13 protein-coding genes and 1 pseudogene are annotated in these 14,736 nt (G+C 68.3%); 6 read left to right on the top strand and 8 right to left on the bottom strand.

Annotated features, from left to right (window positions below):
* Positions 1–14 precede the first annotated feature (14 nt).
* The gene (locus WS66_RS06810; protein WP_059599394.1) at positions 15–1,793 is read right to left on the bottom strand and encodes a sensor domain-containing diguanylate cyclase; all 1,779 of its coding nucleotides are present in this window, start codon (positions 1,791–1,793) and stop codon (positions 15–17) included.
* Between the two features lie 270 nt (positions 1,794–2,063).
* Positions 2,064–2,864 (bottom strand): SDR family NAD(P)-dependent oxidoreductase, encoded by an 801-nt coding sequence (locus WS66_RS06805; RefSeq protein WP_059599395.1) that lies wholly within the window; start codon positions 2,862–2,864, stop codon positions 2,064–2,066.
* 140 nt (positions 2,865–3,004) lie between these two features.
* Between WS66_RS06805 and WS66_RS06800 the strand changes: the two genes are divergently transcribed.
* Both WS66_RS06800 and WS66_RS06795 read left to right on the top strand, forming a co-directional pair.
* Entirely contained in the window at positions 3,005–3,964 is a 960-nt protein-coding gene (locus tag WS66_RS06800) for a GlxA family transcriptional regulator (RefSeq protein ID WP_059599396.1), read from the top strand.
* A 76-nt stretch (positions 3,965–4,040) separates the two neighbouring features.
* On the top strand, positions 4,041–5,189 hold the full coding sequence (locus WS66_RS06795; protein ID WP_059599397.1) for an epoxide hydrolase family protein: 1,149 nt from the start codon (positions 4,041–4,043) through the stop codon (positions 5,187–5,189).
* A 102-nt stretch (positions 5,190–5,291) separates the two neighbouring features.
* On the opposite strand, the gene WS66_RS06790 is transcribed toward WS66_RS06795, so the two are convergent.
* Together WS66_RS06790 and WS66_RS06785 are read right to left on the bottom strand one after the other, a co-directional pair.
* Positions 5,292–5,783 carry a 2,4'-dihydroxyacetophenone dioxygenase family protein gene (locus tag WS66_RS06790; protein WP_059599398.1) on the bottom strand — a complete coding sequence of 164 codons (492 nt, stop codon included), beginning with the start codon at positions 5,781–5,783 and terminating at the stop codon, positions 5,292–5,294.
* Positions 5,784–5,884: 101 nt separating this feature from the next.
* The gene (locus WS66_RS06785) at positions 5,885–6,841 is read right to left on the bottom strand and encodes a LysR family transcriptional regulator (RefSeq protein ID WP_059599399.1); all 957 of its coding nucleotides are present in this window, start codon (positions 6,839–6,841) and stop codon (positions 5,885–5,887) included.
* A gap of 105 nt (positions 6,842–6,946) precedes the next feature.
* On the opposite strand from WS66_RS06785, the gene WS66_RS06780 reads away from it, so the two are divergent.
* Complete coding sequence (locus tag WS66_RS06780; protein ID WP_059599400.1) at positions 6,947–8,305, top strand: aspartate aminotransferase family protein; 1,359 nt, start codon at positions 6,947–6,949, stop codon at positions 8,303–8,305.
* A 49-nt stretch (positions 8,306–8,354) separates the two neighbouring features.
* The gene (locus WS66_RS06775; protein WP_059599401.1) at positions 8,355–9,872 is read left to right on the top strand and encodes a CoA-acylating methylmalonate-semialdehyde dehydrogenase; all 1,518 of its coding nucleotides are present in this window, start codon (positions 8,355–8,357) and stop codon (positions 9,870–9,872) included.
* Positions 9,873–10,004: 132 nt separating this feature from the next.
* Here WS66_RS06775 and WS66_RS06770 read toward each other — a convergent pair whose 3' ends face one another.
* From WS66_RS06770 to WS66_RS06760, 3 genes are all read right to left on the bottom strand, one after another.
* Positions 10,005–10,379 (bottom strand): COG4315 family predicted lipoprotein, encoded by a 375-nt coding sequence (locus WS66_RS06770; protein ID WP_059599466.1) that lies wholly within the window; start codon positions 10,377–10,379, stop codon positions 10,005–10,007.
* Between the two features lie 342 nt (positions 10,380–10,721).
* A complete protein-coding gene (locus WS66_RS06765; RefSeq protein ID WP_059599467.1) occupies positions 10,722–11,654 on the bottom strand; it encodes an AEC family transporter in 933 nt (310 codons plus the stop codon).
* Positions 11,655–11,818: 164 nt separating this feature from the next.
* Positions 11,819–12,703, bottom strand: coding sequence for a LysR substrate-binding domain-containing protein (locus tag WS66_RS06760; RefSeq protein WP_059599402.1), 885 nt, complete (start codon positions 12,701–12,703; stop codon positions 11,819–11,821).
* A 397-nt stretch (positions 12,704–13,100) separates the two neighbouring features.
* Between WS66_RS06760 and WS66_RS06750 the strand changes: the two genes are divergently transcribed.
* Both WS66_RS06750 and WS66_RS06745 read left to right on the top strand, forming a co-directional pair.
* Positions 13,101–13,478, top strand: a complete 378-nt coding sequence (locus tag WS66_RS06750) for a nuclear transport factor 2 family protein (RefSeq protein WP_059599404.1) — start codon at positions 13,101–13,103, stop codon at positions 13,476–13,478.
* Positions 13,479–13,505: 27 nt separating this feature from the next.
* Positions 13,506–13,802: pseudogene (locus tag WS66_RS06745) on the top strand (cytochrome P450); the annotation flags it as partial.
* A gap of 16 nt (positions 13,803–13,818) precedes the next feature.
* Here WS66_RS06745 and WS66_RS06740 read toward each other — a convergent pair.
* A complete protein-coding gene (locus WS66_RS06740) occupies positions 13,819–14,619 on the bottom strand; it encodes a helix-turn-helix transcriptional regulator (RefSeq protein WP_059599406.1) in 801 nt (266 codons plus the stop codon).
* Positions 14,620–14,736: the final 117 nt, after the last annotated feature.

Genomic DNA, 14,736 nt, shown 5'->3' with positions numbered 1-14,736 from the left:
GGCGCGGTGCGCGGCTAGGGTCGATACACCTCGATCCGGTTGCGGCCGCGTTCCTTCGCGACATACAGCGCCTTGTCCGCGCGCGATAGCGCCTGGTACGCGCCCAAGTCGGACGTCCGCATCGCGTCGATGCCGATGCTGACGGTCAGCGCAAGCACCTGGTCCTCGTGCACGAGCCGGGAATCGGCCGCGCGCTGCTGCACGCGCCGCGCGAGGGCGCACGCCGCATCGATCCCGGCGTGCGGCAGCACGATCGCGAATTCCTCGCCGCCGATGCGCCCGACGATGCCGTCCGGCCCGATTTCCGTGAGCAGCAGCCGCGCGAAATGCCGGAGCGCGCGATCGCCGAACGGATGTCCCCAGCGGTCGTTCAGCGCCTTGAAGTGATCGAGGTCGAGCATTAGCACCGCGGCGTCCTGGCCGGTCGCGCGCACGTGGCGCAACGCGGCTTCACCTTGCCGCATGAACGCGTGGCGGTTCGACAGTTCGGTCAGGTGATCGGTCGTCGCCATCCGGTGCAGCTCGGTCTCGATGTGCTTGCGCTCGGTCGCATCCGTGATGAAGCCGTGCCAGACCGTGCCGCCGTCCGGCATGCGTTGCGGCCGTGCGTCGCCTTCGCGCCAGCGCATCCCCTGGTCCGGCAGCAGCACGCGGTATTCGAGCCGCCACGGTGCCAGGCGCTCGGCCGACGTCAGCAGCGACTGGCGGTAGGCGACCAGATCGGCCGGATGAATCCGGGTCTCGACCGCATCCGCGTCGTGGGCGATCTGCTCGGGCGTCAGTTCGTAGATGTCGCGCACACCCGCGCTCGCGTACGAAAAGAACCGGCGACCGTCGGCGGTCTGCCGCAGCTGGAACACGAGACCGGGAACCTGATCGGTCAGGTTCGTCACGAGCGTGACGGAGTCGCTCAGCCGGCCGGCGAGTTCGCGCAGCGCGGTGATGTCCGTGGTCGTGCCGACCATGCGCAACGCCCGCCCGTTGCTGTCGCGGGAGATGACCTTGCCGCGGCTGCAGATCCATTTGTACGTGCCGTTCTTGCAGCGAATGCGGTGCTCGACCGCATAGCTGTCGGTGCGGTTTTCGAAATGCGCAATCATCGCGGCCTTCACGTCGGCGACATCGTCCGGGTGCAGCCGTTCGTACGCATCCTCGATCCGGCTCGTCAGTTCGTGGGGCGCGTAGCCGAGCAGCGCCTTCCAGGCCGCCGAATAATGGATCTCGCCGGTTTCCACGTTGCGATCCCACACGCCGGTGCCGCTTTCGGTCAGCGCGAGCGTGGTCAGCGCGCTGCGTTCCGCGACGATGCCGAGCTGTTCCTGCAGCGCGGCCTGCGCGTTCGCGCGGGCGATCGCGTGTTCCGCGAGCGTGGCGAGGTCATGCAGGAAAGCGCGTTGCGCGGCGTCGAGCATCAGGCCCGCGTCGCCGACGATACACAGTGCGCCACGCGTGGTGCCGTCGGCCGCAATCAGTTCGCAGGCCGCGACGACATGCGGTGCGTCGAGCGGCAGGCCACCCGCATCGGGGGTGATGAATCGCCGATCGGGCGCCGAGGTGCGCTCGACACGCGGCGGGAAGTGCACGGAAGAAAGCGTGGCGGGCAGCGTCCCGTCGGACGCGACCACATGCTGTGTGCCGGCTTCGGCGTAAGTGACGAACGCGCCGGCCGTGCCGACGTGCGCGCGGGCGAGACGGCACACGGTCTCGAGTTCGGGCAACGGCGCGAGCGCCGGGCGATCGTCGGCGGGAACGCGAGAGGAGGCGGGTGTGTCGCCGGCCCCGGAGGTGAACATTCGGAACCGCATGGTTGAATTCCGCGACGGTCGATTGCGCCGATGATCGGACGAATGCCGCGTGGCGCTGCTTCGGGAGTTGCAATCGCGAAGCTTATCGTCGCGGGAAATGCGTGGCAAGCGGGGCGCAACCAGCTTTGGCGGGAACGCAACGCAGGGTACGGAATGTGTCACGGCGTCGACGGCTGCGGTGGCGCAAGCGCCGTCGACGCGCGTCGATTCGGGAGCGTCGCGCCCGGACAGCACGGGCGCGACGCGGGCACTGCCCGACTAGCGCGCAAACGCGTAGCGCGGCGCAGGCGAATCCGTCGACAGGTGCGGCGCCATCGTGCGGCGCGCGGCCTCGTACGCATCCCATTCGTCGGCCGCGTGCAGCGACGGAATCGTCACGAGTTCGCCGCGATCGAAGCCGACCAGCGCTGCGTCGACCAGATCGGAGGCCGACATCACGATCTCCTTCGGCAGGTGTTCGAGCGGCAGGCCGCCGGTCTGCCAGAAGTCGGTGGCCGTCGCGCCGGGCAGCACGGCCTGCACCTGCACGCCGTGGTCCGCGAGTTCGTGGTGCAGCGACTGGCTGAACGCGAGCACGAATGCCTTGCTGCCGCCGTAGACGCCGTTGAGCGTTTCCGGTGACAGCGCGACGATCGACGAGATGTTGATCACGGCGCCGCGCCCGCGCGCCACGAAGCCGGGTACGGCGGCATAGGTCAGGCGCATGAGCGCGGTCACGTTCAGGTCGATCATCCGCGTCATCGCGTCGACGTCGCTGTCGAGCAGCGACGCGTGCGTGCCGACGCCCGCGTTGTTGACGAGCAGCGTGATGCTCGCGTCCTGCTTCAGCTTCGCCTCGACGGTGGCGAGCGCCGCGCGGTCGTCGAGGTTCGCGCCGACGATCTCGACGCTGCGCTGCGTGTCGTTCGTGATGCGCTCGGCAAGCGTGGCCAGCCGGTCGCGGTTGCGTGCGACCAGGATCAGGTCGTAGCCGCGGCGCGCGAGGCGGTCCGCATAGATCGCGCCGATGCCGGACGATGCGCCGGTAATGACGGCGGTACCGCGATGTGCTTCAGTCATGATGTCGCTCCATGTCGAGGAAAGGGTGAGTGCGTGAAGGCATTCTGGCCTCGAATCGCGGCGACACAAATGACGTAGATGGGTATGATTTAGGACATCGGGTTGGTCGTGACGATCATGTCCCGGCACTGGAGATACGCATGCACCGCATCGGCTTTCTGATCAGCGACGGCTTCCAGATCATGGCGCTCGCCGCGCAGTCGGTGTTCGAGTACGCGAACATGGGCGTGGGCGAGCCTTTCTACGTGATGGACAACTATTCCGTCGACGGCGGCGACGTGCGTTCGTCGCTCGGATTGCCGGTCGCGACGCGCGCGCTGCGCGGGCGGATCGACGTCGATACGTGGATCGTCGCGGGCGTCAACGATCCGCTCGCGTCGCCGGCGCCGGCCGGCGTCGTCGCGTTCCTGCGGCGCGCGAACGCGCGCGCGCGGCGGATCGCCGGCATCTGCACGGGCGCGTTCGTGCTCGCCGAGGCCGGGCTGCTGGCGCAGCGCCGCGCGACGACGCATTGGGCGTACGGACGCGACATGCAGAAGCAGTTCCCGGACATTCGTGTCGAGGAGGACCGGATCTACATCGTCGACGGCCCGATCTGGACGTCCGCCGGGATGACGGCCGGCCTCGACCTGGCGCTCGCTATGGTCGAGAAGGATCTCGGCCCGGACGTCGCGCGCTCGGTCGCGCGCAAGCTCGTGATGCACCAGCGTCGCGCGGGCGGGCAGTCGCAGCATTCGGAAATGCTGGAGCTCGCGCCGAAATCGGACCGGATCCAGAATGCGCTGAACTATGCGCGGCAGAACCTCGGGCGCGCGCTGACCGTCGAGGAACTGGCCGAGGCCGTCCACCTGAGTCCGCGCCAGTTCAGCCGGGTGTTCACGCTCGAAACCGGGCAGTCGCCGGCGAAGGCGATCGAGCGGCTGCGGCTCGAGGCCGCGCGGCTGATGATCGAGCAGAGCCGGCATTCGCTCGATGTGATCGCGAAGGAGAACGGTTTCCGCGACCGGCGCCACCTGCGCGATGCGTTCGTGCGCGGCTTCGGCGTGCCGCCGCAGGCCGTGCGGCGCGACGCGCGGGCGGACGCGCGCGAAACGGGCTGACGCTCGCGGGCGCGCGCCGCCAGCGCGGGTCTGAAAAATCGCGCAGAATCTCCGGCGTTCCTCGCGAGGAGACACCATGCACGCGGCCCCGTTCAACATTGCGATTCCCGATCACGCGCTTGATGACCTGCGTCGGCGCCTGCGCGACATGCGCGCGCCGGTGCTGACACCCGCCGCGCCGTGGCAGCAGGGTGTGGATGGCGCGTGGCTGCGCGAACTGGTTGCGTACTGGGGCGACCGCTTCGACTGGCGTGCGGCGGAGCGGGCGCTGAACCGGCAGCCGCAGTTCGTCGCGGACGCAGGCGGGCAACGCGTGCATTTCATCCATCGGCGTGGGGCGGGGCCGAAGCCGTATCCGCTCGTCATCACGCACGGCTGGCCGGGCTCCGTATTCGAATTCGACGTGCTGATCGATCGCCTGTGCGATCCGGCCGCTTTCGGCGGCGATCCGCACGACGCGTTCGACGTCGTCGCGCCGTCGCTTCCCGGCTTCGCGTTCTCACCAGCGCCCGCGGCACCCGGCATGTCGGCATTTCAGGTCGCCGACTGCTGGGCGACGTTGATGTCCGGGCTCGGATATCGCCGCTTCGGCGCGCAAGGCGGCGATCTGGGCGCAGGCGTGTCGATTGCGCTCGGCGCGCGACATCCCGATGCGGTAGACGGTATCCATCTGAACTACCTGCCCGGCAGCTACGAGCCTCCGGTCGACGCGGCTTCGCCGCTGACCGAGGACGAACGGGCCTTTGTGACGCAGCGTGGAGAGTGGGCTGCGCTGGAGGGCGGATACGCGCATCTGCACATGACGAAGCCGCAGACGCTGGCCGTCGCGCTCAACGATTCGCCGGCCGGGCTGGCCGCGTGGATCGCCGAGAAATTCCGCGCGTGGAGCGATTGCGATGGCGACGTCGCAAAACGGTTTTCGCACGACACGCTGCTGACCGGAATCTCGCTCTACTGGTTTGCCGGTTGCATCGGCTCGTCAATGCAGATGTATTGGGAAAACCGGCTGCAGCCGATGCGCTTCGCGGCCGGGCAACGAGTGGCGGCGCCCGTCGCGTTTGCACGCTTTCCGAAGGAAATCAGTCGTCCGCCGCGCCGCTGGCTCGAACGGGTGTTCGACGTCGTGCAGTGGACCGACATGCCGAGCGGCGGCCATTTTGCCGCGATGGAAGAGCCGGAACTGCTGGCCGACGATATTCGGCGATTCTTCCGGCGTTTCCGGTAACGCCGCCCGGGGGCGGCCAGGCTGGCGAAGTGCGCCGGCGGCCATGCGCGCGTTGGCGAGTGCCGGCACCGTGCGGATCCTGACGCGACGATGTCGCCTGTCTTACCGCGTGACGAACGGCGCCGCATCGTGCGGCGCGGTGCGCGCATGCTTGCGCTGGCGCAGCAGCGCGACGCGGCAATTCTCGCGCGCGGTCTCGCGGCCGTCGTCGTCGAGCAGAACCAGATCGCCGCGCATCACGTTGAGCGTGATCACGTCGTCGCCGGGCGCGCCGAGCGTTTCCGGCGTATGCACCGACCCGGCCGGTTCGAGCACCGTCGAGCCAGCCTGCGCGATCCATTCGTACTCGCGGTAGCGCCACGCCCCCTGCAGCGTATGGACGAAGACCTCGCCGTCGTGGCGATGGCGCGGCAACGTGCCGCCGGCCGGCATTTTCAGCAGCGCGGTCAGCGTGTCTTCCGCCGCATTGATATGCAAATACTTGATCGCGAGCCCCGGCAGGTCGGCGCTCATCGGCAGCCACGGCAGCGCATCGCCGGGCAGGCACGAAATCGGCGGCAGGTCGTTGGGGAGCGGGGCGGACGGCTGCGTCATGGCGGGAGGCGGAGTGGAAACGGGAAGTGCGCATTATCGCAGAGCCGGATCGGGCCGCAGCCCCTCGTCGGACGGCGGCGCCAGCGAAGCCTAGACCCCGGCTACACGTCGGCGCCCGGCCGCGCCGCGGCATGTGCGGCTTCGAGGCACGACTGGAACAGCAGCGCGGCCCGCGACGGCCGCGGCGAGCGGCGCAGCAGGCTCACGAACCGGCACCGGTAGTTGAAGCGGTGCGGTGCGATCGGCTGCATCAGCCCCTTGTTTTCGAAGCTCTCCGCGTAATGGTCGGGCAGGAAGCCGAGATAGCGGCCGGACAGGATCAGCGTCGCGATCGATTCCTGGTCCGATGCCGTCGCGCTGCGCGTGAGCTTCGCGCGATGGCTCAGCTCCATGTTCGGCGAATGGAAGCCGAGCCCGGCGAACGCGTGGTTGCGGATCGTCGTCCACGTGAGCTTGCCGTGCGGTGCGTCAAAGAGCGGGTGCTGGCGGCCGCAGTACAGCAGCATTCGCTCGTCGAACAGTTCCGAATATACGAGGCTGCCCGAGCTGCGGTGCGCGGGGATGATCCCGACCTGATAGCTGCCGTCGATGATCCCGCGCTCGACCTCGTTGATCGACGCGACATGCAGGTTCAGCGCGACGTCGGGCGCTTCGTCCGTGAACTGGCGGATCGCGTCGCCGAGCCGCGCGTTCGGGTTGGTGGCCGTCTTGTCGAATACGGCGACGTGCAATTCTCCGCCCATCTTGTCGTGAATGCCGTCTATTCTGCTTCTAAATGCTTCCATCGACGCGAGCAGTCGCAGCGTTTCCTCGTAGACGGTCTGCCCCTCGGCGGTCAGCGTGAAGCCCGCGCGGCCGCGCCGGCACAGCACGAGGCCGAGGCGCGTTTCCAGGTCCTTCACGTGCCGGCTGATCGTCGAGATGCCGATATTCAGCTCGAGTTCGGCCGCCGCCATCCCGCCGCACTGCACGACGCCCTTGAAGACCCGCAGCAGCCGCAGATCCATGTCGCTGAGTTGCCCGAGCAGCGCGCGGCTCTTCGGTTTCTTTGCTTGCATAGTTGCGCAAGTGAACATTGATATTGCGATATTGAAGAGACTAATTGGCCTCCCGACAATGCGCAACATCATCACAAGAAGGAGGGGCGCGCCGCGCCGACCGACATGACCGATACGATCACCGCCAGCCAGCAGGACGAGACGAACATCCGCACCGACGCCGCCTGGCTCGACGCCCACTGGATGCCGTTCACGGCGAACCGCCAGTTCAAGTCCGACCCGCGCATGATCGTGTCGGCCAAGGGCGCGTATTTCACGGATGGCGAAGGCCGCAAGATCTTCGACGGCCTGTCGGGCCTGTGGTGCACGGGCCTCGGTCACGGCCGCACGGAAATCACGGAAGCCGTGAGCCGCCAGGTCGCGCAGCTCGACTACGCGCCGGCGTTCCAGTTCGGCCACCCCAAGTCGTTCGAGCTCGCGAACAAGATCAAGGACCTGACGCCGGCCGGCCTCGACTACGTATTCTTCACGGGCTCGGGCTCGGAAGCGGCCGACACGTCGCTGAAGATGGCCCGCGCGTACTGGCGCGCCAAGGGCAAGGGCACGAAGACGCGCCTGATCGGCCGCGAGAAGGGCTATCACGGCGTGAACTTCGGCGGCATTTCGGTCGGCGGGATCGGGCCGAACCGCAAGCTGTTCGGCCAGGGGATCGACGCCGACTTCCTGCCGCACACGCAGCTCGCCGAAAACAAATTCTCGCGCGGGATGCCCGAGCACGGCGCGGAGCTGGCCGACCGCCTGCTCGACCTGATCGCGCTGCACGACGCATCGAACATCGCGGCCGTGATCGTCGAGCCGTTCTCGGGTTCGGCGGGCGTGGTCGTGCCGCCGAAGGGCTATCTGAAGCGCCTGCGCGATATCTGCACCGCGCACGACATCCTGCTGATCTTCGACGAAGTCATCACGGGCTTCGGCCGGGCCGGCGCGATGACGGGCGCCGACGCGTTCGGCGTGGTGCCGGACATCATGAACTTCGCGAAACAGGTGACCAACGGCGTGCAGCCGCTCGGCGGCGTGATCGCGACGAAGGAAATCTACGACACGTTCATGGCCGCGGGCGGCCCCGAGTACATGCTCGAGTTCCCGCACGGCTACACGTACTCGGCGCACCCGGTCGCGTGCGCGGCCGGCGTCGCGGCGCTCGACCTGCTCGTGAAGGAAGACGCGGTGGCCCGCGTGCGCGATCTCGCGCCGCATTTCGAGGCGGCCGTGCACGGGCTGAAGGGCCAGCGCCATATCACGGACATCCGCAACTACGGCCTCGCGGCCGGCCTGACGATCGCGGCACTGCCGGGCGAGCCGGCACGGCGCCCGTACGAGATCGCGATGCGCTGCTGGGCGAAGGGCTTCTACGTGCGCTACGGCGGCGACACGATCCAGCTCGCGCCGCCGTTCATCTCGGAGAAGCGCGAGATCGACAACCTGGTCAACGCGCTGTCCGACGCGCTGAACGAAGTGGACTGAGCCGCGGCCCGTTCCCTGCGACAACCGAATTCACGACAGAGCCAGAAACATGAAACACGACAGCAATGTGACCTCCACCGTCGGCCACCTGATCGACGGCAAGCGCGTCGACGGCGGCAGCCGCGTCCAGCCGGTGTTCGACCCGGCCACCGGCGAATCGCACAAGAGCGTCGCGCTTGCCGACAAGCTGACCGTCGAAGCCGCGATCGCGTCCGCGCAGGCCGCGTTCCCGGCGTGGCGCAACACGCCGCCGCTGAAGCGTGCGCGCGTGATGAGCCGCTTCAAGACGCTGCTCGAGGAACACGCGGACGAGCTGTGCGCGCTGATCACCGCCGAGCACGGCAAGGTGCTCGCCGACGCGATGGGCGAACTGCAGCGCGGGATCGAGAACGTCGAATACGCGACCTACGTGCCCGAGCTGCTGAAGGGCGAGCACAGCAAGAACGTCGGCCCCGCGATCGATTCGTGGAGCGAGTTCCAGGCGCTGGGCGTCGCGGCCGGCATTACGCCGTTCAACTTCCCGGTGATGGTGCCGCTGTGGATGTGGCCGATGGCCGTCGCGTGCGGCAACACATTCGTGCTGAAGCCGTCGGAGCGCACGCCGTCGTCGACGCTGCGCATGGCCGAGCTCGCGCTCGAGGCTGGCCTGCCGCCGGGCGTGCTGAACGTCGTGAACGGCGACAAGGAAGCGGTCGACACGATCCTGACCGACCCGCGCGTGAAGGCGGTGAGCTTCGTCGGCTCGACGCCGATCGCCGAATACATCTACTCGACCGGCTGCGCGCACGGCAAGCGCGTGCAGGCGCTCGGCGGCGCGAAGAATTTCGCGGTCGTGATGCCCGACGCCGACATCGGCAACGCGGTGAATGCGCTGATGGGCGCCGCGTACGGCTCGTGCGGCGAGCGCTGCATGGCGATCCCGTTGGTCGTCGCGATCGGCGATGAAACGGGCGACAAGGTCGTCGCGGGCCTGAAGGCCGAGATCGAGAAGATGAAGGTCGGCCCGGGCAACGGCGCGGGCGTCGACATGGGCCCGCTCGTCACGCAGCAGCATTTCGAGAAGGTGACGGGTTTCGTCGACGCGGGCGTGGAAGCGGGCGCGACGCTCGTCGTCGACGGCCGCGGCGTGAAGGTCGACGGCCACGACGGCGGCTACTACCTCGGCCCGTGCCTGTTCGACAACGTGAAGCCCGGCATGCCGATCTACCAGCACGAGATCTTCGGGCCGGTGCTCGGCGTGATCCGCCTGAAGTCGCTCGACGAGGCGATGGCGCTGATCGACGCGCACGAATACGGCAACGGCACGTGCCTGTTCACGCGCGACGGCGAAGCGGCGCGCTACTTCAGCGACAACATCCAGATCGGCATGGTCGGCATCAACGTGCCGCTGCCGGTGCCCGTCGCGTACCACTCGTTCGGCGGCTGGAAGCGCTCGCTGTTCGGCGACCTGCACGCGTACGGCCCGGATGCGGTGCGGTTCTACACGAAACGCAAGACGATCACGCAGCGCTGGCCCTCGGCCGGCGTACGCGAAGGGACGGTGTTCAGCTTCCCGTCGAACCGCTGACGCGCGATCCGGCCGCGACGCGACACGCGCCGGCCGGCGTAAAGACGCACAGGCCCGCCCGGTCGATGACCGGGGCGGGCCTTTTTTGCACGTGCGGCGGCCGTGCCGACCCGGAAGACGGCGAAGGTGCGCTTACGGCGCGACCACGTGCCACACGTTCTTGAAGTTGTCGCCGTTGCGATCGCCCTGTTTCATGTCCTTCGAGAAGAAATACAGCGGCTTGCCCTTGTAGGCCCATTGCGGGCTACCGTCGCCGCGCTTGACGATCGTGTAGGGGCCGACCGGGACGTCGGTCGCGCTGGCCTTGTACGGCGGCCAGAACGATTCGCATTGGCCCGTGCATGCGCTGGTGCCGGCGTTGGGCTTGTCCTTGTCGAATACATAGACGGTCATGCCGTTCGCGGCGACGAGCGCGCCGTTTTCGACCTTGGTGATCGAGCCTTGAGCCGAGGCGGAAACGGACGCCATGGCGAGCACGGCGGAGCTGACGAGCAGCACGGCTTTCATGATTACCTCCTTGTAGTCCGGTGGGCGGCGCAGCCGCACGCATGGCCGGGCGTGCACGCGACTGCGGGGAATGGTGCCGGAACGCGGCGCCGTGGCCGCCGGTGCGAGCGACGTGAAGTCGAATGGCGGAGGCACGGACGCGCTTCATTCACCATAGGCGGTTTTTGGCAGGGCTGCGAGAAGAACCGGGGGCACATCGGCGATGCGTGTGTCTCGCGCAACGACGCGGCAGTTGCGCGCGTGCGGCGGGATTCGCCATCCGTCCCCGAACCTTCGCGAGTTGAACTGGCCCCTGCGGCCGCGCGTCCACGACGGAAAGCGACATGCCGAGGTGCCGGGCCGTCAGCGCAACACCGGCGCCGACCCAAGCGCCGTCAGCACGGCCGGCATCGCGAGCGCGGCGGCGATCGTCTGGAACGCGGTGATGCCGGCCATCAGCGGCGCGTTACCGCCGAGCTGGCGGGCCATGATGTACGACGAGGACGACGTCGGCAGCGCCTGGAACAGCAGCGCGATGGTCAGTGCGGCATCGCCGAGCCCGAACAGGCGGCCGGCCGCGAGTGTGGCGAGCGGCATCGCCATGAACTTGAACGCCGACGCGATGCACGTCGGCTGCATCCATTCGCGCGCCGCGTCGAACTTCAGCGCGGCGCCCACGCACAACAGGCCGAGCGGCATCGAGGCGGCGCCGAGCGCGCGCACGGCCGGTTCGACGGCGGCCGGAAACGCGATGCCGGCAACTTGCATCGCGATCCCCAGCGCGCACCCGACGACGAGCGGATTCGACAGGATCTGACGCACGAGCGCCCACGCGCCGAGCCGCGTGTCGCCGTAGCGCGCGAATACCAGCACGCACATCAGGTTCACGGTCGGCACGATCGCCGCGACGCACACGGCCGCGAGCGCGATTCCGTGCGCGCCGAAGAGTCCGGCGGCGAGTGCGGTGCCGACATAGTTGTTGAAGCGCACTGCGCCCTGGAATACCGACGTGAACCCGGCGCCGTCGACCGACACGAAACGGCGGACCAGCAGAAGCAGCATCGAGACGAACACGGTCGAGCCGACCAGCGCCGCCGCGAGCGGCAGGACGGGCAGCGCTTGCAGCCGGGCATTCGCGAGACCGTTCGCGAACAGCGCCGGCAGCAGCACGTAGTAGCACAGCCGCTCGGCGTGCGGCCAGAACGCATCGCCGATGAAGCCCGTGCGCCGGAGGCCGTGGCCGAGCGCGACCAGCAGCGCGACCGGCGCGAGCGCGAGCAGGATCGGGCCGATCATCGACGCGCCTTCAGGCGACACGGGCGGGACGGCAGGCACGCGGAGCAGCGGAACGAAGCGGGAATCCATCCGGCGGGCAACATGGCGGCACGCAATCGAAAGAGTGACGATGCCGCCAAGTTAACACGCGGATGCAGCAGGAATAATGGTTAATTATCGGGTGTTCAATGAGAAATTCTCATCGATGACGCGGTGACTTCGGCGGCCAGCGCACGCGCGAAACGCTCCGCCGGCCGCGACTGGTGTTCGAGCAGCACGACCGCGCGGCCCATCTGCGGCTGGCCGAACGGCAGGCGCGTGACGGGCGGCAGTCGCGCGAGCGTCGAGTCGGGGAGCGCGACGATCGCCGCGCCGAGCCCGCGCGCGACCATCCGCGCGATCGTCTCCGCGCTGTCGAGCACCATCTCCTCGCGCACGCGCACGCCGATGCGGCGCAACTCGGCGGCGATCATCCGGCCGGCCCACGCCTGCGCGTCGAAGCGGATGAACGGCAATTCCTCGAGCAGCGTGCCCGCGTCGCGCTCCGCATACTGCGGCGGCGCGAGCAGCCAGAAGCGGTCTTCGTACAGCGTGGTCCAAGTCAGTTCCGCCGGATGCGGGCGCACCGGGCGCGTCGTGATCGCGGCGTCGAGTTCGCCGGCGGCGATGCGGTTCGCCAGTTCGGCCGACATGCCGGCCGATACGTGCACGCGCAACGATGGGTGCGCCGCGCGCAGCGCGAGCAGCGCATCGGGCAGCGGGCCGGACAGCGCGGTCTGGATCGCGCCGATCCGCAGGCGGCCGACGAGCTTCTTCTCGTCGCTGAGCGCATCGGGAATCCGGTCGACCATCGCGAGCACCTGCTCGGCCTGCGCGACGAGGATGTTGCCGGCTTCGGTGAGCACCGGCTGGCGGCGCGAACGGTCGAACAGCCGGACGTTGTATTCGCTTTCGAGCGTCTTGATCTGCAGGCTCACGGCCGATTGTGTGAGCCCGATCGCTTCGCCGGCGCGTGCGAAGGTTCGGTATCGGGCGATCGCGACCAGCGTTCTGAATGCGCGTAGTGACATGGACTCGATGAGGTGGGCGGCCGGGGCCGGCACGCGGATTGCTCGATGATGCCGGCGGCGCATGCAAGACATGCCGGTCGCGGCGCCGATGACCGCCGAAGCCGGCGGCCCGGCCGGCACGCTGGCGGACATCATGCCCGTGCGTGCGGAAACGGGCAACGGGCAGCCGCGGCATCGGTGCTCGCGGCGGAAAGCGTGGCGTGGCGTGGCACGGCGCGTGCAGGCGGCCGCGGCGATCGCCCGGTGCGGGTTTTCGTGAATGGCATCGAGTCGGGCAAGCGCGCATAGCTGCATGCGCGGGCGGTCGTGGTCGTTCGTGCCGCCCGCATGCGTTTGATCGATGCCTCGGGGTGACGCGGGCTGTCGCGTCGGCCCCGCCCTTCGCGGAGTAACGACGATGACAGACGACCCCGGTGACGTTGCGCGAGCAAGCTATCGCGCGTATGTCGACAAGGACCGCGACGCGATCGAAGCGCTGATCGCACCAGACTTCCATTTCACGAGCCCGCTCGACAACCGGCTCGACCGCGACACGTATCTGGCGCGCTGCTGGCCGAACAGCGCGATGCTTGCCAGCTTCGCGTTTGTCGACGTCGCCGTGCACGGCGAATACGTGTTCGTCGTGTACGAAGCCGACACGACTGCGGGCAGGCGGTTCCGGAATGCGGAGCGGTTGCGTGTCCGCGATGGCCGGATCGTCGAGGCCGAGGTGTATTTCGGCTGGTATGTGCCGCACCAGGCGCCAGAGGGCGGGTTCATCGAATCGGGCGGCTGATGCGTGACGGGCAGCGGCCCGTCATACCCAGAGCCGGTACATCCAGAACGATTCGTCCTCGGCGAAGCGTCGCCGATTCCGCGCGGCGCGTACATGCCGTTCGGCACGGGGCCGTGCGTGTGCCTCGGGCAGCATCTGGCGATGACGGAAATGACGGTGGTGGCGGCCATGATCCTGCAGCGCCATGAACTATCAGTGCCGCCCGGCATGGCGGCACCGCGCGCGACGCTGAACGTGACGCTGAACGTGACGCTGCGGCCGACGCGCGCGCTGCACCTGGCGATCGCGCCGACGCGGTCGGCGGCGAACGTCGCATCGTCATGACGCGGCGGAGTCGCGCTCAGCCCGCCGCATCCTCCCCGAGTGCCTGAATGAACCGCGAAAACAGCTCCGGCTGCGACGAGATCCCGAGCTTCGCGTAAAGATGGCGCCGATGCACCTTCACCGTCTCGGGTGAAATCGCCAGCCGCTCCGCGATCGCCTTCGACGAATTGCCGCGCAGCACCATTCTTGCGATCGACATCTCGCGATCGGTCAGCACGCCCGCGCCGAAGCGCGCGAGCGCCTGCTCGACGCGCGCCCCGAGATCGTCGTCGGGCGTCGTGCGCGCGGCATCGCCCACCAGCCGCCAGTGCTGCCGGATCGTCGCGAGCACCCACGGCATCGCGGCCGTCAGCTTGCCGAGCGGCTCGACGTCGAAGCGCGCGGACGCGCCGAGCGACAACGACAGCAGCGTGTCGGGGTCGGGCCGCACGAGGATCTGGATCTCGTCGTCGCCCACCGCGTCGCGGAAGTAGCTCAGGAAATACTCGCTCTGCCGGAACAGGTCGGGCGCGACTTCCTCGAGCCGGTAGCAGCCGTCGGCGAGCCCGTCGTGCGCGGCTTGCAGGAATGGATCGAGCAGATATAACCCATTGAGGTAAAGCGGCACCGGCGACGCGCTGTCGGAGCCGCCCGTGTCGTATTCGTCGAGCACGAGCGGCACGCCGTCGCGGCCGATCGCGGTCGCGAGCGCGTTGTCGAACGGCACCATTTCGTTGAGCAGCAGCACCAGGAAGCGCCAGAAGCGCGGCTCGCCCAGATGATCGATCGCGCGGCCAAGCGCCTGGTGCATCGCGAATTCGGAGAAAAGTCGATCCATACCACCACCGAAGGGTGTAACACGAAGGGGGAATAGCGGTCCTGAATTTGGCTTCCTAGACTGCCACGCAATCAATCGGGCCCGAGTATGGGTGTTCAAAAAAGAGCAGGGTAGGAG

Source organism: Burkholderia sp. LA-2-3-30-S1-D2 (assembly GCF_001523915.2).
Taxonomy (GTDB): Bacteria; Pseudomonadota; Gammaproteobacteria; order Burkholderiales; family Burkholderiaceae; genus Burkholderia; species Burkholderia diffusa.
The sequence above is the reverse complement of the archived record's forward strand: the minus strand, read 5'-3'. Positions and strand labels throughout refer to the sequence as shown.

Bases quoted from the DNA above. Each gene is read 5' to 3' on its own strand.
- WS66_RS06810 (WP_059599394.1), bottom strand. From the start codon at position 1,793: ATGTTCACCTCCGGGGCCGGCGACACACCCGCCTCCTCTCGCGTTCCC.
- WS66_RS06805 (WP_059599395.1), bottom strand. From the start codon at position 2,864: ATGACTGAAGCACATCGCGGTACCGCCGTCATTACCGGCGCATCGTCC.
- WS66_RS06800 (WP_059599396.1), top strand. From the start codon at position 3,005: ATGCACCGCATCGGCTTTCTGATCAGCGACGGCTTCCAGATCATGGCG.
- WS66_RS06795 (WP_059599397.1), top strand. From the start codon at position 4,041: ATGCACGCGGCCCCGTTCAACATTGCGATTCCCGATCACGCGCTTGAT.
- WS66_RS06790 (WP_059599398.1), bottom strand. From the start codon at position 5,783: ATGACGCAGCCGTCCGCCCCGCTCCCCAACGACCTGCCGCCGATTTCG.
- WS66_RS06785 (WP_059599399.1), bottom strand. From the start codon at position 6,841: ATGCAAGCAAAGAAACCGAAGAGCCGCGCGCTGCTCGGGCAACTCAGC.
- WS66_RS06780 (WP_059599400.1), top strand. From the start codon at position 6,947: ATGACCGATACGATCACCGCCAGCCAGCAGGACGAGACGAACATCCGC.
- WS66_RS06775 (WP_059599401.1), top strand. From the start codon at position 8,355: ATGAAACACGACAGCAATGTGACCTCCACCGTCGGCCACCTGATCGAC.
- WS66_RS06770 (WP_059599466.1), bottom strand. From the start codon at position 10,379: ATGAAAGCCGTGCTGCTCGTCAGCTCCGCCGTGCTCGCCATGGCGTCC.
- WS66_RS06765 (WP_059599467.1), bottom strand. From the start codon at position 11,654: ATGATCGGCCCGATCCTGCTCGCGCTCGCGCCGGTCGCGCTGCTGGTC.
- WS66_RS06760 (WP_059599402.1), bottom strand. From the start codon at position 12,703: ATGTCACTACGCGCATTCAGAACGCTGGTCGCGATCGCCCGATACCGA.
- WS66_RS06750 (WP_059599404.1), top strand. From the start codon at position 13,101: ATGACAGACGACCCCGGTGACGTTGCGCGAGCAAGCTATCGCGCGTAT.
- WS66_RS06740 (WP_059599406.1), bottom strand. From the start codon at position 14,619: ATGGATCGACTTTTCTCCGAATTCGCGATGCACCAGGCGCTTGGCCGC.